Origin of the sequence: Gracilibacillus thailandensis, from assembly GCF_010994055.1 — a bacterium.
GTDB classification, from domain to species: domain Bacteria; phylum Bacillota; class Bacilli; order Bacillales; family Amphibacillaceae; genus Gracilibacillus; species Gracilibacillus lacisalsi.
On sequence record NZ_WJID01000036.1, the window covers coordinates 23,219 to 40,984 of the forward strand.

A 17,766-nucleotide genomic window follows, 5' to 3' on the forward strand; every position below is an offset into this window, starting at 1 on the left:
TTTGTCCAAAAGTAATATTTTGAGTACTATATTCCTTTATTGCGATATCTGCATTGTTTATTGCGAAATATAGCTTCTTTATTGCGAAATCACCTTGGTTTATTGCGAAATGTAACCTCTTTATTGCGAAATCGCCTTGGTTTATTGCGAAATATTGCTTCTTTAATCATATATACCTAATTTTTCTTTTTAATTAAGAAACCCCCTGCTTCAAACTTAATTGAAACAGGGGGGTTCACCTTGTCAGACTATTTTTTTAATGAGGCAGAGCATCTAATGCTTGTTTTGCCGCACGTTGTTCTGCTTCTTTTTTCGTCCGACCTACTCCTTTTCCAGCTGTCTTACCATTAATTGTAACAACAGCGAAAAATTCACGGTCATGTGCAGGACCTTTCTCGTCTACAATGTTGTATTCCACTAGTCTATTCTTATGTTGCTGTACTGTTTCCTGCAATTGACTTTTGTAATCCATCGTATGCGAAAAAGCACCGGTTGTAATCTCAGGGTACACATACTTCCTTAAGAAGCTAATAACTTGATCATATCCTTGATCTAAGTATAATGCGCCAATGAACGCCTCAAAGACATCTGCTAGTAATGCAGGGCGATTACGACCACCAGTCATTTCTTCACCCTTACCTAATAAAATGTATTTGCTAAAATCAAGTGTCTCTGCAAAGCGAACTAAAGCTGGTTCACACACAATCGAGGCTCTCAGTTTTGTTAAATCCCCTTCCTCTAATTCATTATATTCTCGATAGAGGTATTGAGAGACTCCCAGTTCTAAAACTGCATCACCTAAAAATTCTAACCTTTCATTATCTAGTAGATTCTTTTTCCGGTGCTCATTCACATAAGATGAATGGGTAAAGGCTTGTTTTAACAATCTTTCGTTTTCAAAAAAAATCCCCAATTTATCCTGAAGCTCTTTAAAATCAGACACATTCTTCACCTACCAACATGAAATCAATCATTGTCATTATTATAAAGGATACATAGCTTATCGCCAACCCTAAATTATAAAGGTTTTAATAGTTTTAGTTTTGTCTTACTGGATCAGAAATGCACTACTAATGCATTATAAAGGACAAACCCGTTTCATAATGATAGAAACGGGTTAATCTTTACAGACTGTACTCTTAGACAGCCACAACTTATTACTTAATTTAACAGTTCTATTGGTTGCTGTCTATGTAATTTACAGCATCACCTACTGTAGCAATTTTTTCTGCATCTTCATCAGCAATTTCCATGTCGAACTCGTCTTCTAATTCCATTACAAGTTCTACAACATCAAGAGAATCAGCTTCCAAATCATCTTTAAATGATGCTTCAAGCGTAACTTTATCTTCGTCTACATCAAGACGATCGACAACGATTTGCTTTACTTTTTCAAAAGTCTCGGACATTTCACGTCACCTCCTTTCAAAGTATATGTACCTTTCTACATAACCATACCTCCGTCTACTGGTATCGTTTGTCCGGTAACATAGTTAGCTTGTTCAGAAGCTAAAAATAAAGCAACATTCGCTACATCTTTCGCTTCGCCTAATTTATTTAATGGAATTAATGCAAGCATTTGCTCTTTCTGTTCTTCTGTGAGTTGATCGGTCATATCTGTTGCAATAAAGCCAGGAGCAATAGCATTGACTAATATATTTCTCGCTGCTAATTCCTTTGCAGTTGTTTTCGTTAAACCAATAACACCTGCTTTGGCAGAGACATAATTTGCCTGTCCCGGGTTGCCGCTTATACCAACAACTGAAGATACGTTAATAATCCGACCGCTTTTTTGCTTCATCATTTGACGAGTCACTGCTTTAGTACATAAGAATACCCCTTTTAAGTTAATGTCAATGACATCATCAAAATCAGCTTCACTCATTCGCATCAGTAGATTATCTCTTGTAATACCTGCATTATTTACTAAAATATCGAGACTTCCAAACGTTTTTGTTGTTTCTTTCACCATTGCTTTGACGTCACTTTCATCACTGACATTTGCTTTGATCTTAATTGCTTCTCCTCCGTCAGCGATGATTTGATCCACTACTTCCTGAGCTTTATTTTCACTCCCAGAGTAGTTTACCACTACTTTTGCCCCTTTACTAGCAAAAGTTAAAGCTATTTCACGTCCGATTCCTCTTGAAGCACCTGTTATCAGTGCGACTTGATCCTTTAACATGGTTAATCCTCCTTCATCCATTCGATAAATTCAGTTAAAGTTGCTATGTCTTGAACAGCAAAAGTTTTCGCACGTCGATTTACTTTTTTCACGAGGCCTGTTAACACTTTGCCACTACCTACTTCGACAATCGCATCGAGTTGCTCTTCCATTAGCTGTTCGATAATTTCTTCAAAACGTACTGGAGAAGATAATTGTTCTACTAATAATTGTTGAATTTGGTCTTTGTCAGTGACTTTTTCAGCGGTCACATTTGCATAAACTGGTATTTCAGCGTCAGACCAATTGATATTATGTACTAATTGTTGAAACTCTTCAGCTGCTGGCTTCATTAGACTTGAGTGAAATGGCCCGCTCACAGGTAACGGTAATACACGTTTTGCACCTGCTTCTTTTAAATGATCGGTCGCTGCATCAATTGCTGATTTTGTACCAGATACAACGATTTGTCCTGGGCAGTTGAGATTAGCAATCTCAATAACACCATCCACTTGTTCACTAATTTTTTGCAGTTCATTACGTAATGTTTCTTGATCCATTCCTAAAACAGCTGCCATGGAGCCTTTTCCTTCAGGATAGGCATTTTCCATTAGCTTTCCTCTTTGATGAACTAAAGAAACAGCATCAGAGTAGGAGATAGCATTCGCTGCAACAAGTGCACTATATTCACCAAGACTATGCCCACTTGTAACTGATGGTGTAATACCATTTTCCGCTAAGATTTTTGTAATGGCGGTACTAACTGATAACAATGCTGGTTGTGTATTTTCTGTTTTTGTCAGTAACTCTTTAGGACCTTCAAACATAATCGACGTTAAGTCATAACCTAAACGTTCATTAGCAATGGCGAAGAGCTCTCTTACTTGTGGAAACTCTTCATACAAGTCTTTTCCCATTTCGACTACTTGTGATCCTTGACCAGGATAAACGAAAGCGACTTTTTTCACGACTTATTCCTCCTCAGTAGCAGCTTGCAACGTTTTTACGTCTGCTTCTATCTTTCCGATTACATCTTTCTCTACAATGTTTATTGTTTGTTGAATAGCACTGAAAATAGCTTGTTGATTGGATGAACCGTGTGCTTTAATCACTGGAGCAGCGAGACCAAACAATGCAGCACCACCGTACTCGGAATAATCAAGCTTCTCCTTTAAGCCTTTCAGGTCTTTTTTTACAAGTGCGGCAGCGAGTTTGGTTTTGGTATTAGTCATAAATGTGTCTTTAATCATCGAAAACATCGTTAAAGCTGTTCCTTCCACTGTCTTTAAAGCGACATTTCCACTAAAACCATCGGTCACAACAACGTCCGCCACACCATTTAACAGATCTCTCGCCTCGACATTACCAACGAAATTGATTGGTAGTTGTTGTAACAGCTCAAATGCTTTCTTCGTTAAGTCATTTCCTTTGCCATCCTCTGTACCAACATTTAAAAGTCCAACACGCGGATTCTTTACTTGACGAACTTTTTCCATATAAATGGATCCCATTAAGCCATATTGCTGGAGGTGTTGGGCTTTGGCATCCACATTTGCACCTACATCCAACAATAAGAACCCATCGCCATTAACGGTTGGAAGTGTTGGACTTAATGCTGGGCGATCTATCCCCTTGATTCTACCGACAACAAACAATCCAGCGCTCATTAAAGCGCCTGTGTTCCCCGCAGAAATACAAGCATCTGCACGTCCAGATTTTACTTCGTTTGCCATGAGCACTAAAGAGGCATTCTTTTTTCGACGAACTGCTTTTACAGGTTCATCCTCACTCGTAATCTTTTCTTCTGTATGAATAATTTCAATAGCATCATGTTTTTCCAAATATGGTGTTATCTTGTTTTCATCACCAATTAACGTAATTTCCAAATCATTAAAGTGGTTCACAGCTTTTAATGCACCTAAGACAATTTCCTTTGGTGCGTGGTCACCACCCATAGCATCGATTGCGATTTTCATGATTCGTTCCCTTCCTTCTCTTGAGTCGATCGAAACATTTCAAATACTCCTGAAAAGACCGTTTCGTTATCTACATAACTAAGCACTTCTACAACAGTCCGATTGTTTTTCTCTGAACCTACTACTCGTGCTTTAGCAATAACTCGTTCTCCCTGTACGACTTGACGGGTAAATTTAATATCTGCATTTGTTGTTAAGGCTAATTCATCATTGATAACGGCAACAGCAAGGGAGTTTGCCTGTGCAAATAAATGATGCCCCCGTGCAATTTTATTTCGTGAAAATACATGTTCCGCTGTAACATCCATAATTGAAATTGCACGTTTATCTAATTCTAAGTCAATAATTTCACCTATAACCTCATCAATTGGCAGTGCCTTAACCGTTTCATTCCAATTATTCGTTGCAACAGATTTTATCCGCTCACGTAATTCTGGAATATTTAACTCCATCCGATCTAAACGGATGGTCTGTATGCTGACATCAAATGACTTTGCTAGTGCTTCATCCGTTATAAAAGGTTTTGCTTCAATCGTTTCTTTTAACAGTGACTGTCGTTCTTTTTTATTTCTTTTCATGAATTACACCGTCCATCTGAAAGTCATCATTTATTCCAACGAAAAAATTATGACTAGGTACTAATAGTAATATATAATACCATTAAAAATTATGCAAGTGAATCTAATTTAATAATTGCTGATCTATTTCAATTTGAGAAAGTAAATACTTAATTAAGGGTTGGAATTCGGCATTTCTCCACCATTCATTTTCTACAATATCAACAGCATCTGCCCTTGCTGTTTCTAATGCACGATAATCGTGAACCAAATCTGCTAATTTAAATTCTGGTAGTCCACTTTGTTTGACACCAAATATATCCCCAGGTCCTCGAAGTTCTAAATCTCGTTCTGCTAAAACAAAGCCGTCAGTTGTTTCCGTCATAATTCGCATACGTTCTTTCCCGGTTTCACCTTTAGGATCTGCTACTAAAATGCAATAACTTTGCTTATCGCCTCTTCCGACACGTCCTCTTAATTGATGTAACTGTGATAAACCAAATCGATCTGCGTCTTGAATCATCATCACCGTAGCATTCGGAACATTGACCCCTACTTCTACAACTGTTGTAGAAACTAATATTTGGACTTTATTTTCGGCAAAGTCATTCATTACTTGTTCTTTTTCTTCTGTAGTTAATCTTCCGTGCATAAGCCCTACCGAGGCTTTGCCTTGTAAAATCTCTTGAAGTTGTTGATATAGATCTAGTGCATTCTGAATATCTAATTTATCTGATTCTTCAATTAACGGACAAATAATATAAGCTTGATTACCTTTTTTTATTTCCTTATATACAAAATTAACGGTTCTTTCAAACATGTTATGCTTGACCCAATATGTTTCAATTGGTTTCCTGCCTTTAGGCATTTCATCTATTTTGGAAACATCCATATCTCCGAATGCAGTAATAGATAACGTTCTCGGGATAGGTGTTGCCGTCATAAATAAAATATCTGCTAAAATCCCTTTTTCACGTAAAGTATTACGTTGTTGCACACCAAATCGATGTTGTTCATCGATAATAACATATCCTAAATTTTGAAAATTAACATCATCCTGAATAAGTGCGTGTGTTCCGATTACGACATCACATGATCCATTTTCAATTTCTGTTAGCATTTCTTTTCGCTTTTTGCCCTTTATTGATCCAGTTAATCTGTGTACACGAACATCAGCCGGTAGTAACTGTTTTAAAGATTCTTCATGTTGTTCCGCTAAAATTTCTGTTGGTACCATCAATGCAACTTGCTTTCCGGCTTTAACAACACCATAAAGACTAATAACAGCTACAGCAGTCTTACCTGAACCTACATCTCCCTGTAATAATCGATTCATTCGGTATGGTGATTGCAGATCCTTAAAAATTTCTGCTAATGCTTTTTTCTGAGCAGAAGTTAAAGCGAAAGGGAATTGTTTAATCAATTGTTTTACTTCTTCCATGTTGATCTCTTTTGCATTACCTTTTGTAGCTTCCCGATTTCTCTTTCGATAGAGCTGCATTTTTATTTGAAACAGCAATAACTCTTCATAAATGAACCGCCTCTTCGCGTGCTTTAATTGTTGGAATGAAGAAGGAAAATGAATATTTTCCAATCCGTCGGTCCGATTCGGTAATTTGTATTTATCTAAATAAGAAGTCGGGAGAATTTCGGTAATTTGAGCACGGTAGGTAGACAATGCACTCGTGATTACCTTTTGGAATTGAGTATTTTTAATGTCTCCTTTGGAAGAGTAAATCGGGGTAATAGGACTTGAGCCGTCTATTGTGCCCTTTTTATAATTATCAATCGTTATTTGCAACCGGTGTTGATCCCATTTACCATTTACCGATACTTCCTCACCTGGAATAAAGTGCTTTTTGGCAAAGGCACGGTTAAAGAGAACACCCTTTACAACTGCTCCATCAACACGTAAAGAAACAACCATTCGGGATTTTTTTCTTTGATAAAATTGTACGGTTGGCTCGTGGATAACTTCACCAACTATCGTCACTTTTTCATTATGTATCAGTTCGTGAAGGGGTTTTTGCTCATAGTGATCATACCGGTTCGGAAAGTAATATAGCAGATCTTCAATTGTATAGATGCCAATTTGCTCGAAGGTTTCGGCAAGTTTCGGCCCAACACCTTTCACTTCTTGAACAGAAATATTATTCATTTCAATCACACTCTCTTAATTCAAATATGTAATCCAATCCACCAAGTTCACAGTAGATATATACAGCGAAGTTGTGAAAATTTGTGGAGCGAGGCTTTCTTCCATTCTGATTGATGATGAGTGCTAAATCGACGCTGCGGAAAAATACTCCCTTTCCGGGGGCACGGCCTCAGCTAACTTGGTGAAGAAAACCACTTCACCAAGTGGATCTTCGTCGCGTGAGTTCCCCCAGGAGTATCGCATTTTTCCGCAGCTTAGTGTGAATTTCTTATCAAGCAAGAAGAAATTCACAGATATATTCCCATAAGTTTCCTTCTTTCGATCAGAATACTACGCTTAGCGGAGGCAGAATACGGAGACTCCTATGGGAATAGCACGAGCCGAAGACCCCGTGATGCACCTGCGTCTTTTAGTAACGCTTCGAAGTGGCTTCCTCGTTGCAAGGGAGCAAAGAAGATAATTCCAAGTAGTTCCCTGGCTAAGGCCGTGCCCATGGAAAGCGCAGTATTCTGCCGTAGCGACTGACAACACTTCTTAAAAATGGAACAACGTAAAGCCCTGTCCAGTTACTTCGCAGTTTATGTTTTTGTGCTCTAATTGGATAAAAAGCTCTATCGCCTTGGATAGAGCTTTGGGTTTTATTCGATAGAAAATATATAAGAGTAGATCGGTTGGTTCCCCTGATGAACTTCCACTTCTATATCTTCAAAATTATCCTCTATAAATGCAATAATCTCATTTTCTTCTTGATCAGTTGTTTCTTCTCCGCGAATAACAGTAACAATCTCATCTTCATCTGCTTCAATCATTTCAGTTAACAATTCCTTAATAACTGTCATTTGATCAGCATTCGTTACTTTTATTTTTCCATCAGCAAGTCCCATATAATGACCATTTTCAATCGTCATGCCTTCTATCTGTGTATCACGAACGGCATAGGTAACCTGACCAGTTTTCACTTCCTGGCTTGCATCTGTCATATTTTCTTTATTGTCAGCTAAACTAACTTCAGGATTATACATTAACATAGCTGACATACCTTGTGGGATTGTTTTCGTTGGCACTACTGCTACATTAACTTCCGCTAGTTCTGCAGCCTGTTCAGCTGCCATCACAATATTTTTATTATTAGGCAATATAATAACATTTTCAGCATTTGCCTCTGCAATAGCATTCGTTAAATCCTGTGTACTTGGATTCATCGTTTGCCCACCTTGAATCACAACTGTCGCTCCTAAGCTTTTAAATAACTCTGCTAAGCCATCTCCCATCGCAACTGTTACTACTCCGAAAGGTTGCTTTGCTTTAGGCTTCTCTTCTTTCTGATCAACTATATTGGAATGTTGCTCTCTCATATTCTCTGCTTTTAAATGAATAAAGCTACCAAATCGTTGTCCTAAATTGAAAACATCACCAGGGTATTCCGCATGAATATGAACTTTTACGATTTCGTCGTCGGATACAACTAATAATGAATCACCATGCTCGCTTAATTCTTCTCTAAAAGTAGCTTCATCATATGGATGATCTTTTAATTTATCTTCTTCAAAACGAACCATAAATTCTGTACAATAACCATACTCTATTTCGTCAGTGCTCATATAGTCTTGTGCTAATTTGTGATGCTCTGCACTGACAAGGTCATCTAAATCCATTGTGTCATCCTGAGAAGATTCCGGAACCTCTTCACCTTTCAACGCAGCTAAAAACCCTTCATAAATAACGACTAATCCTTGTCCACCACTGTCTACTACTCCCACTTCTTTTAGTACTGGTAACAGTTCCGGCGTTCTCTTCAAAGATTGTTTAGCAGCTTGAACAACTTGTTCCATAAAAGCAACAATATCCTGTTCTGCTTCTGCGATTTTCTTTGCTTCTACAGCTGTATCTTTTGCAACTGTAAGAATCGTTCCCTCTACCGGTTTCATTACTGCTTTATAGGCAGTACTTACACCACTATCAAGCGCTGTAACAAAACTTTCAATATCTAACTTATCTGTTCCTTCTAATCCTTTAGCAAAACCTCTGAATAATTGGGATAAGATAACTCCAGAATTACCTCTAGCACCCATTAGTAATCCTTTGGCAAATGCATTAGCTACTACTGAGACACTTTCATGGTTTGCTTTTTTTACTTCGTTTGCCCCTGAAGTAATGGATAAATTCATATTTGTTCCAGTGTCGCCATCAGGTACTGGAAAGACATTTAATGCATCTATTTTCTCAGCATTATTTGCTAAACTATGCGCACCAGCTAATACCATATTGGCAAACAATGCCCCGTCTATATTTTTTTGCGTCACTTGCGTGTTCCTCCCTCTGCTCCTTTTTCCGGAATAACGAATTTTGCATGATATAGTAGATAATCGTAATTAATCTTGAATCACACGTACGCCTTGAATATAAATATTGATTGACTTAATTTTTAAACCGAGTGTTTTTTCAAGATTATATTTCACCTGTGATTGGACGTTATGTGCAACTTCAGATATTTTTGTACCGTAACTGACAATGATATACATATCAATGTGCACATTTTCCTCATCTTGTCGAACGACAACACCTTTGGCAAAGTTTTCTTTTCTCAAAATTTCTGCAATACCATCACGTAGTTGTTTTTTCGATGCCATACCAACAATACCATAACATTCTATGGCAGCACCACCAGCGATAGTTGCTATTACTTCATTAGTAATTGTTACATGACCATCTTCTGTTTTTAGTTCTATTGACATATTTTATCCTCCTTCTTAAATAAATAAAAGAAAAAGTTCCATCAGCGTCTACACCATTTTATAGTTGAGTTTTGATTTGATTATTAGAAAAAAATGGCTTATTACCAAGTTACTAGCGAAGTCTTTGATTATTTTATAATATGTAGGTTCTAAAGTTTCACTACGTCGAGTCATTTCACTGCTAAAAATTTTAAAGTTCCTACAACGCCAGAGAAATTAAGGGTATTCCATTATAGAATGTATGAAAATCACGTCTATGTCAAGCAATTATAAGAAATGCTTTGTACGACCTCTATAAAAACAGCGTGCCTCTATCGTAACTTACGCACACCTCTCTATCATTAACTCGTAAATACTTTTCTAATTTGAAATTGCAAAATCATAAAAACTATGATAAATTATATAAGTATGGATTGAGTTAGGTAGGAGGGAACGAAATAATGGGACGTAAATGTGTAGTAACTGGTCGTAAAACGACTTCAGGAAATAAGCGTTCACACGCTATGAATGCAAATAAGCGTAACTGGAAAGCAAACGTACAAAAAGTTAGAATCATGGTTGACGGCAAACCAAAACGTATGTATGTTTCTGCTCGTGCGCTTAAATCTGGCAAAGTAGAACGCGTTTAATTTTATAATCAACTCTTAAAAGAAGAGAAGAGAAAAGGCTCCTGTTAACAAGGAGCCTTTTTTCTTTATTTCTTCCCTGAACCCAACAATGCCCGAATGAAACCACCGATAAACCGCGGGAGCTTAATTGTATAAAATTTCATCATACCCCTCCTCTTCACCATGAAGACATAACCTCATCATTATCATTACAACATCTGATTCTTTTACAGCTTATGAGGATACATGACTATAATTGCATACCTTTCCATATTTTCATAAGATTTTACGGAATTCTACTCCGTACTCTTTATCATTATTAATATGCCATCATTAAAGAAAAAAGTACCTTGTTCCTTAATTAATTGATTTGATATACAACGAGTACTCCCCCATGTAACTGTATAATTATCTAATGGATAATAGAATCCATCTAAGGTCAGTCCCTCAACAGTAGGGGTTAGCGGTATAAATGATATTAGTTCAGAACTATTCGCCTGGACACAGTAATGTCCTGGCTTATAAATAGATAAGATATTTTTGTGATCAATTATTTTGGCAGTAACGTTTTTTTCTAATAGGCGATAAAGCAGCTGAATGTTCGCTAATTCATGGTCCAGCCTGCCAGCAGTAACACCAAACAAAAAAATGGAAGCAGGCTGATAGGAAAGAGCTGCTTCTACTGCTAATTCTAAGTCTGTTTCATTTTTTTCCGGAGGAAATTCACGAAAGCTATTTGCCTGCTTTTTAATGACTAGTTTTTCTTCCTTATCAAGTGAATCAAAATCTCCTATTGCAATATCAATAGGTAATTGCTTCCTTAAAAGATAAGAAGCACCTAAGTCTGCGCCTATCCAAATATCGATATCATCCCGATAGGAAAGTAAAGAGGCAAGTGCTTTTTCAGGTCCTCCTGCGACGATTCCGATATTCACGTCAAACACCCTTCCTCATTAAATAATCAATATCGAAGAGATCTAATTTCTAATTTTTTGAATAGCCGACGCCCGATCTTTTTGATTAAATATTGCACTTCCAGCTACTAGAACATCTACACCTGCTTCGACACATTGTTTCGCTGTTTCTTCGTTTACTCCTCCATCTACTTCAATTTCAAATGATAAATCTAATTCTTCACGCCATTGTACAGCTTTTCTTACTTTATCTAATACTTCCGGGATAAATGTTTGTCCACCAAACCCAGGGTTAACAGTCATAAACAGAACAAGTTCGACATCTTTAATAATCGGTTTAATCATTTCCACTGGTGTTGCTGGATTAATAACAACCCCAGGTTTAACACCTGCATCTTTGATCATATGTATAGTTCTGTGTAAGTGGGTACAGGCTTCAACATGAACGGTTAAGATATCTGCACCAGCATCAATAAAGTCTTGAATGTAACGATCAGGGTTTTCAATCATGAGATGTACATCAAGGGTTGCATCTGTTACAGGTCGAATAGCAGATAAAACTAGTGGTCCAATTGTAATGTTTGGTACAAAATGTCCATCCATCACATCAACATGTATATAGTCTGCTCCTCCTTCTAATACGTCTTCAATTTCTTCTCTTAAACTGGAGAAATCAGCTGATAAAATCGATGGTGCTATTTTCGTACTCATGTTAATACCTCGGCTTTCTATTTTTAATTTCTTCTACAAATTGCAAATAGTTTTGATAACGATCTTCTAAGATTTCTTGTTGATCTAAAGCAGCTTTTACTGCACATTTAGGCTCTTTAATATGCATACATCCTCTAAATTTACACTGATCCTGTAAATCAACGAACTCCGGAAAACAGCCTGGTAATTCTTCTAACGCAATTTCTTTAAAATCTAAGGCACTGAACCCAGGTGTATCCGCAATTAACCCTTGTTCAAATGGGATAAGTTCTACATGTCGAGTTGTATGCTTACCTCTGCCTAAACTTTCTGATATGTTATCTGTTTCTAATTGTAGACCAGGTATAATTCGATTCAGAAGTGATGTTTTTCCGACACCAGATTGCCCGGCAAAAACAGAAACTTTATTTTTTAAGTACACAGATAATTGTTGGTTTACTTCCTTATCTTTCGTAGAGAGAAACTCCACTGTATAGCCGATCTTTTTATAATAAGCGAGCTTATCCTTAATAAGCACAGATTCTTGTTCCGTAAGTAAATCCATCTTAGTAAAAAACAATAATGGTCTGATCGCTTTGGACTCAACCAATACGAGAAATTTATCTAAAAGGTTAAGACTTAAATCCGGTTCTTTAACAGAGGTGACAATAATAGCTTGATCCACATTGGCTACCGGTGGACGTGTCAATTGATTGTCACGTCCATCGATAGAAAGAATATAGCCCTCTTTTTTATCGTGGTATTCAAATTCGACAAAGTCACCAACAAGAGGGGTAATCTTTTTTTGGCGAAAAACCCCTCTTCCCCGGCATTGGACAAGACCACCTTCATATTGCACATAATAAAAACCACTCAGTGCCTTGACAATTTTACCTTTTGGCATTTACTCACCCTCTACATCTTCATATGTTAATGTTTTTTCTATGATGATTTCGTCGTCTTTAATCACTTTATACGTCCCTTCGTCATCAGGTTCAATCGTTAATTCAATCGTAAATGTTTTATCATCTGTAATCATTTCTACATCTTGATATAGTTCTGAAATCTTGTTATTCATATCCCCTACATAAATACTGATTTCTTGAGGCTCAGGTTCATCTGTTTCCTCATTATTTTCACCAGTATATGGTACGGTAAATGATTCTGTATGCGTAATAGGTTCTTTTGGCTCAGGCCCTTTTGATACTGTTAGTTCAACTACTTGTCCCTTTTCAATCTCTTCATTTGCAGATGGGTTCTGCTCAATGACATGATCTTTTTCCACTTCATCATGATGTACCTCTTTAATATCAGCTGAAAGATCTCTGTCTTTTAAATAATCAGTTGCTTCATCCACATGTAAACCGATCAATCTGTTTAATGTTATTTTTTCTGGACCTTTACTAATTTCAAAAATAACATTTGTATCTCGGGGCACAACTTCGTCACCTGGTGAAGGTTGGTATTGAGCAATAATTTCGCCTACTGGACGATCCGAGAATTCCTCGTAGAACTTAACATCATTAAACCCTTCCTCAAGAAGGATTTCTTCAATACGTTCATAGTTCTTGCCAACATAATCATCAACAACAACCGCCTCAGGCCCTAAACTGACATAGACCGTAATATCTTTCCCTTCTTTTATCGTGTCATCGGGACGTGGATAAGTTTCGATCACGTGGTTTTCTTCTACTTCTTCATCATGTTCTTCTTCTTTCAACACATTCAATTTTAAATCTTCTAATTCTTGAAGTGCTTCTTCATAACTTAATCCGGATACATCCGGAACTTGTACATCTTTCGGTTGAAATAAACTAGGTAACACGAACAATGCTAATAATATTGCTCCGAACAAGATCACAAATAAACTTGTAACCCAAATAAATGTTTTTTTACGCTTTTTCTTTTTCTTTTCTTTCGGTTTATCCTGTTCTTCATTTTTAGTACCATTCGTAACGATTGTTGTCTCTTCATCAACCGGATTATTCTTTACACTGTCATCATCTTTCACAATCGGTATAGCCTTTGTAATCGTATCGTCAGTGTCTGGTGGCTCGTATTTAGCTACATGTAATTGATCCGGATCTAATGCATGTGTTAATTCAGCTTCCATTTCAAAAACTTCCTGATAACGGTGAAACGGATCTTTGGCTGTTGACTTTAAGACAATATTTTCTACAGATTGAGGTACTCTCGGATTAAATTCCTTGACTGACGGTGTTTCAGATTGTAAATGTTTAAGTGCAATCGAAACGGCTGATTGCCCTGAAAATGGCAACTGACCTGTTAATAATTCAAATAAAACAATTCCTAAGGAATAGATATCTGATTTGCGATTAGCCTTACCACCTCGTGCTTGTTCTGGTGACAAATAATGCACAGACCCTAACATCGAATTGGTTTGTGTCAAAGCAGTTGCACTTAATGCAATCGCAATACCGAAATCAGTTACCTTAATTTGACCATAAGGGTCGATTAATATATTTTGCGGTTTGATATCACGATGAATTAAGCCATTATCATGTGCATGTGAAATAGCAGAAGTAATTTGCGTCATAATTTCTATAACTTCCTCTACTTCTATCGGTGCATGCAATTGTATGTATTGCTTTAACGTCATTCCATCCACATATTCCATGACCATATAATATATTTGATCTTCTTCCCCAACATCAAAGATGTTAACGATATTTGGATGTGATAAGCTCGTAGCTGCTTGTGCTTCTCGATGAAATCTGGTAATAAACTCATCATCATTGGCATATTCTAAGCGTAATACTTTAATCGCTACCTGTCTCTCCAGAATAGTGTCATTTCCCAGATAGACATTGGCCATTCCACCGCCACCAATTAATTTAATGATCTCGTATCGTTCATTTAACACTTTTCCTTCTAACATGGCGGTTCACCAACTTCTTCGTGCTGTTTAATAATCGCAAGCGATATGTTGTCTTCTCCACCGCGTTCATTAGCCAAATCAATTAATGTTTGACTTAGCTTATCATCTTCTGTTCGCATAATTATTTCATGTAGTTCTTCATCCGTAATTTTATTGGTTAATCCATCGGAACAAATTAATAATCGCTGATATTCATCCCACTGAGCATGAAAAATATCCGGTTCTAAATCTGGTTCTGTACCTAAGGCCTTTAGAATAACATTCTTTTTTGGGTGTACTTGCGCATCTTCTTCTGATAATTGTCCAGTACGGACCAGTTCACCTACTAAGGAATGATCAGCTGTTACTTGTTTCCAAGTCGATTGATTGAATAAGTATGCACGGCTATCCCCAATATGACCAATTACAAGCTCTTGTGCAGTACAAATTGCAACCACAATGGTAGTTCCCATACCTTGACAAGCAGTGTCCGACTGTGCTTTTTTAAATACCACATTATTTACTTTCTTAACAGAATCTGCTAACCAATTTTCCAAATCTAACTTTTCCAAAGGTTCATCCAGTTCGGACCACATTTTTTCTATTTGTTCAATGGTAAGTTTACTAGCCACATCTCCTGCTTGATGTCCGCCCATACCATCAGCTACCACTGCAAGTAACGCATTTTCTCCAGGGAAAACAGCTACAGCATCTTCATTTAGTTTACGGATCTTACCTTTGTCGGATTGATATACATATTTCATTTCAACACCTCTTCTCCCAGTCAACTATCCTTAACTAGTCTTGTCATGAAAAAGCCATCACTATTAATATCTTGAGGGAAAATCTGAATCCCCCACTCACTACGACCGCTACTGTCCTGTAATATTTCTGGAAGTTCAGCAAAAAATGCCGGATCCACTCGATAATTTGGGTGTTTTGCGAGGAAGTCCTTGATAACTTCTTCATTTTCCTCTTGATCAACGGTACAAGTGCTATACATCAGTTTACCTTCATTTTTTAATAATGGTTCTACATGGTGTAGAATTTCCTTTTGAATCGTTGCTAGCTTCCTGATGTCCTCACTTGTCTTATTATATTTTATATCAGGCTTACTTCGAAGTACACCAAGACCAGAACAAGGTGCATCAATAAGAATTCGATCAAATGTATGGTTAACATGCTTTTCTTGTAGCTTTCGCGCATCTGATTGCGCTGCTTGAATAGATGTTAGCCCTAATTCTTTGGCTTTTTTGTTGACTAATGCTGCTTTTTTCGCGTGCAAATCATACGCAAATACAGTCCCGCTATCATTCATTTTTTCAGCGATATGTGTTGCTTTTCCTCCAGGTGCACTACATGCATCAAGAACGGTCATTTCTTCTTTTAAATCCATCAATTCCGCAACCAACATAGAGCTTTCATCTTGAATGGTAAATAAAGCTTCCTGAAACGTTTCATCTTTCAAAATATTACCTTCTTCAATTACTAAACCTTGCTCTGAAATACTGGATAATCTCACCCTTATATGACTATCTTCCAACCGTGAAAGTAATTGCTTCCTTGTTATCCGCTGCGGTTGGACACGAATAGACACTTGTTTATGCGTAATATTGGTTTGACACATTTGTTCGGTGGTTTCGATTCCGTATTGCTGATTCCATCGCTTTACTAACCAGAGTGGATGACTTGTTTCGATACTGACTCGTTTCACTGGATCATTTATAAGCTCATAATCAGGAAAACCGTCCCGCTGTGCCGAGCGTAAAATACCATTGACAAAGTTGGCAATACCTTTATGTCCTTTTCGTTTAGCAATTTCAACAGATTCATGAATCACGGCATGATCTGGCACTTTGTCTAAATACTTCATTTGGTAGAAAGATAAATAGAGTAACCATTTCACCCATGTATCGATCTTTTTGTTCGATTTAATAAACGTGTTCAAATCATATTCAAGTGTTAGCTTTCGTTGCAATGTACCGTAGACGATTTCAGTAAGTAATCCGCCGTCTCTTGGTTCAAGTTGGTGTTTTTTTAGCATTTGATCAATAACTAGGTGACTATATCCACCTTGATCACTTATGCGCATTAAAAGGTCGAGTGCTATGTTCCTAATGTTGTATGATTGTTTTGTCATTCGCCTAGTTTCTCTCCTACTGTCATATTGCTCCCTACACCTCTAAGAAAATCTGCTGTCGTCATTTTTTTCTTTCCTGCTGGTTGTACTACTGTTAATTGTATTGCTTTGTGATCACCAGTTGCAACAAGAAGGCCTTCTTCACTAATGTCAATCACGCTACCAGCTTGCTCGTTAGTTGTTTTGTTTACCTTGGCTGCTTGATATACTTTCAATACTTTGCCATTCCATGTTGTAAATGCAACTGGCCAAGGATGTAATCCTCGAATACGATTATAAACATCTTGTTGTGGCTGCGTCCAATCAATTTTTTCTTGATCACGGGTAATATTTGGCGCAAATGTTGTTTGACTATCGTCTTGTGGCTTTCGATTAGCCTCCCCTGAAAAAATCGAAGGAATCGTTTCTAGTAATAAATCTGCTCCCAATTCTGATAGTTTGTCATGTAATGTTGCTACGTCATCATTGTCTTCGATGGTAACTTCTTTCTGACTAATGACATCACCAGCATCTAATTTTTCTGCCATATACATAATCGATATTCCCGTTTTATCATGCCCCTCGAGAATCGCATAATGAATCGGTGCACCACCCCTTAACTTGGGTAATAATGACGCATGAACATTAATACATCCAAACTTCGGGATTTCTAATAACCCTTTTGGCAGTATTTGTCCAAATGCAGCAGTAACAATAAGGTCAGGATTTCTCTTCTTAATTTCTTCATAGTCGTCTTTTATTTTTTCCGGTTGAAATACTGGAATATCATGCTTTTCTGCTGCTGCTTTCACTGGTGGAGGTGTCAGGATTTTTTTTCTTCCACGAGGGCGATCAGGTTGTGTTACGACTAAATCAATGTGGTAGTCTTCCTTAATCAATCCTTCTAAAACTGGCACAGCAAAATCTGGCGTTCCCATAAATATGATTTTCTTCATTTAAAAAACTC

18 protein-coding genes are annotated in these 17,766 nt (G+C 37.3%); 1 reads left to right on the plus strand and 17 read right to left on the minus strand.

Features of this window, described 5'->3' with window-relative positions:
- Positions 1 to 256: 256 nt before the first annotated feature.
- The 9 genes from rnc to GH715_RS11980 all read right to left on the minus strand — a co-directional run bounded on the left by rnc (position 257) and on the right by GH715_RS11980 (position 9,590).
- Positions 257 to 943 (minus strand): ribonuclease III, encoded by a 687-nt coding sequence (rnc, locus tag GH715_RS11940; protein ID WP_163578626.1) that lies wholly within the window; start codon positions 941 to 943, stop codon positions 257 to 259.
- Positions 944 to 1,175: 232 nt separating this feature from the next.
- Positions 1,176 to 1,409 (minus strand): acyl carrier protein, encoded by a 234-nt coding sequence (acpP, locus tag GH715_RS11945; RefSeq protein ID WP_018932706.1) that lies wholly within the window; start codon positions 1,407 to 1,409, stop codon positions 1,176 to 1,178.
- Between the two features lie 35 nt (positions 1,410 to 1,444).
- The gene (gene fabG, locus GH715_RS11950) at positions 1,445 to 2,185 is read right to left on the minus strand and encodes a 3-oxoacyl-[acyl-carrier-protein] reductase (protein ID WP_153836867.1); all 741 of its coding nucleotides are present in this window, start codon (positions 2,183 to 2,185) and stop codon (positions 1,445 to 1,447) included.
- A gap of 2 nt (positions 2,186 to 2,187) precedes the next feature.
- Positions 2,188 to 3,132, minus strand: coding sequence for an ACP S-malonyltransferase (gene fabD, locus GH715_RS11955; RefSeq protein WP_163578627.1), 945 nt, complete (start codon positions 3,130 to 3,132; stop codon positions 2,188 to 2,190).
- Positions 3,133 to 3,135: 3 nt separating this feature from the next.
- A complete protein-coding gene (plsX, locus tag GH715_RS11960; protein WP_153836868.1) occupies positions 3,136 to 4,140 on the minus strand; it encodes a phosphate acyltransferase PlsX in 1,005 nt (334 codons plus the stop codon).
- Positions 4,137 to 4,718, minus strand: coding sequence for a transcription factor FapR (fapR, locus tag GH715_RS11965; protein ID WP_153836869.1), 582 nt, complete (start codon positions 4,716 to 4,718; stop codon positions 4,137 to 4,139). Before fapR ends, plsX begins: the two co-directional genes overlap by 4 nt.
- 103 nt (positions 4,719 to 4,821) lie before the next feature.
- Positions 4,822 to 6,864: an ATP-dependent DNA helicase RecG gene (gene recG, locus GH715_RS11970; RefSeq protein WP_390308163.1), complete on the minus strand. Its 2,043-nt coding sequence runs from the start codon at positions 6,862 to 6,864 to the stop codon at positions 4,822 to 4,824.
- Between the two features lie 629 nt (positions 6,865 to 7,493).
- A complete protein-coding gene (locus GH715_RS11975) occupies positions 7,494 to 9,158 on the minus strand; it encodes a DAK2 domain-containing protein (RefSeq protein WP_163578628.1) in 1,665 nt (554 codons plus the stop codon).
- Positions 9,159 to 9,227: 69 nt separating this feature from the next.
- A complete protein-coding gene (locus GH715_RS11980) occupies positions 9,228 to 9,590 on the minus strand; it encodes an Asp23/Gls24 family envelope stress response protein (RefSeq protein WP_153836498.1) in 363 nt (120 codons plus the stop codon).
- 440 nt (positions 9,591 to 10,030) lie between these two features.
- On the opposite strand from GH715_RS11980, the gene rpmB reads away from it, so the two are divergent.
- Positions 10,031 to 10,219: a 50S ribosomal protein L28 gene (gene rpmB / locus GH715_RS11985; RefSeq protein ID WP_153836499.1), complete on the plus strand. Its 189-nt coding sequence runs from the start codon at positions 10,031 to 10,033 to the stop codon at positions 10,217 to 10,219.
- 65 nt (positions 10,220 to 10,284) lie between these two features.
- Here rpmB and spoVM read toward each other — a convergent pair whose 3' ends face one another.
- The 8 genes from spoVM to fmt all read right to left on the minus strand — a co-directional run bounded on the left by spoVM (position 10,285) and on the right by fmt (position 17,755).
- Positions 10,285 to 10,383: a stage V sporulation protein SpoVM gene (spoVM, locus tag GH715_RS21945; RefSeq protein ID WP_083939039.1), complete on the minus strand. Its 99-nt coding sequence runs from the start codon at positions 10,381 to 10,383 to the stop codon at positions 10,285 to 10,287.
- A 111-nt stretch (positions 10,384 to 10,494) separates the two neighbouring features.
- Positions 10,495 to 11,133: a thiamine diphosphokinase gene (locus tag GH715_RS11995; RefSeq protein WP_163578629.1), complete on the minus strand. Its 639-nt coding sequence runs from the start codon at positions 11,131 to 11,133 to the stop codon at positions 10,495 to 10,497.
- Positions 11,134 to 11,175: 42 nt separating this feature from the next.
- A complete protein-coding gene (rpe, locus tag GH715_RS12000) occupies positions 11,176 to 11,823 on the minus strand; it encodes a ribulose-phosphate 3-epimerase (RefSeq protein ID WP_153836500.1) in 648 nt (215 codons plus the stop codon).
- Between the two features lies 1 nt (position 11,824).
- Positions 11,825 to 12,706 (minus strand): ribosome small subunit-dependent GTPase A, encoded by an 882-nt coding sequence (gene rsgA / locus GH715_RS12005; RefSeq protein WP_153836501.1) that lies wholly within the window; start codon positions 12,704 to 12,706, stop codon positions 11,825 to 11,827.
- A complete protein-coding gene (gene pknB, locus GH715_RS12010) occupies positions 12,707 to 14,701 on the minus strand; it encodes a Stk1 family PASTA domain-containing Ser/Thr kinase (RefSeq protein WP_153836502.1) in 1,995 nt (664 codons plus the stop codon).
- Positions 14,695 to 15,444, minus strand: a complete 750-nt coding sequence (locus GH715_RS12015) for a Stp1/IreP family PP2C-type Ser/Thr phosphatase (RefSeq protein WP_153836503.1) — start codon at positions 15,442 to 15,444, stop codon at positions 14,695 to 14,697. Before GH715_RS12015 ends, pknB begins: the two co-directional genes overlap by 7 nt.
- Before the next feature lie 20 nt (positions 15,445 to 15,464).
- Positions 15,465 to 16,820, minus strand: a complete 1,356-nt coding sequence (rsmB, locus tag GH715_RS12020) for a 16S rRNA (cytosine(967)-C(5))-methyltransferase RsmB (RefSeq protein WP_153836504.1) — start codon at positions 16,818 to 16,820, stop codon at positions 15,465 to 15,467.
- On the minus strand, positions 16,817 to 17,755 hold the full coding sequence (fmt, locus tag GH715_RS12025) for a methionyl-tRNA formyltransferase (RefSeq protein ID WP_153836505.1): 939 nt from the start codon (positions 17,753 to 17,755) through the stop codon (positions 16,817 to 16,819). The genes rsmB and fmt overlap by 4 nt, the downstream gene beginning before the upstream one ends.
- Positions 17,756 to 17,766 lie beyond the last annotated feature (11 nt).

Coding starts and splice junctions, on each gene's coding strand:
- acpP (WP_018932706.1), bottom strand. CDS start 1,409: ATGTCCGAGACTTTTGAAAAAGTAAAGCAAATCGTTGTCGATCGTCTT.
- fabG (WP_153836867.1), bottom strand. CDS start 2,185: ATGTTAAAGGATCAAGTCGCACTGATAACAGGTGCTTCAAGAGGAATC.
- plsX (WP_153836868.1), bottom strand. CDS start 4,140: ATGAAAATCGCAATCGATGCTATGGGTGGTGACCACGCACCAAAGGAA.
- fapR (WP_153836869.1), bottom strand. CDS start 4,718: ATGAAAAGAAATAAAAAAGAACGACAGTCACTGTTAAAAGAAACGATT.
- GH715_RS11980 (WP_153836498.1), bottom strand. CDS start 9,590: ATGTCAATAGAACTAAAAACAGAAGATGGTCATGTAACAATTACTAAT.
- rpmB (WP_153836499.1), top strand. CDS start 10,031: ATGGGACGTAAATGTGTAGTAACTGGTCGTAAAACGACTTCAGGAAAT.
- spoVM (WP_083939039.1), bottom strand. CDS start 10,383: ATGGTGAAGAGGAGGGGTATGATGAAATTTTATACAATTAAGCTCCCG.
- rpe (WP_153836500.1), bottom strand. CDS start 11,823: ATGAGTACGAAAATAGCACCATCGATTTTATCAGCTGATTTCTCCAGT.
- rsgA (WP_153836501.1), bottom strand. CDS start 12,706: ATGCCAAAAGGTAAAATTGTCAAGGCACTGAGTGGTTTTTATTATGTG.
- pknB (WP_153836502.1), bottom strand. CDS start 14,701: ATGTTAGAAGGAAAAGTGTTAAATGAACGATACGAGATCATTAAATTA.
- GH715_RS12015 (WP_153836503.1), bottom strand. CDS start 15,444: ATGAAATATGTATATCAATCCGACAAAGGTAAGATCCGTAAACTAAAT.
- rsmB (WP_153836504.1), bottom strand. CDS start 16,820: ATGACAAAACAATCATACAACATTAGGAACATAGCACTCGACCTTTTA.
- fmt (WP_153836505.1), bottom strand. CDS start 17,755: ATGAAGAAAATCATATTTATGGGAACGCCAGATTTTGCTGTGCCAGTT.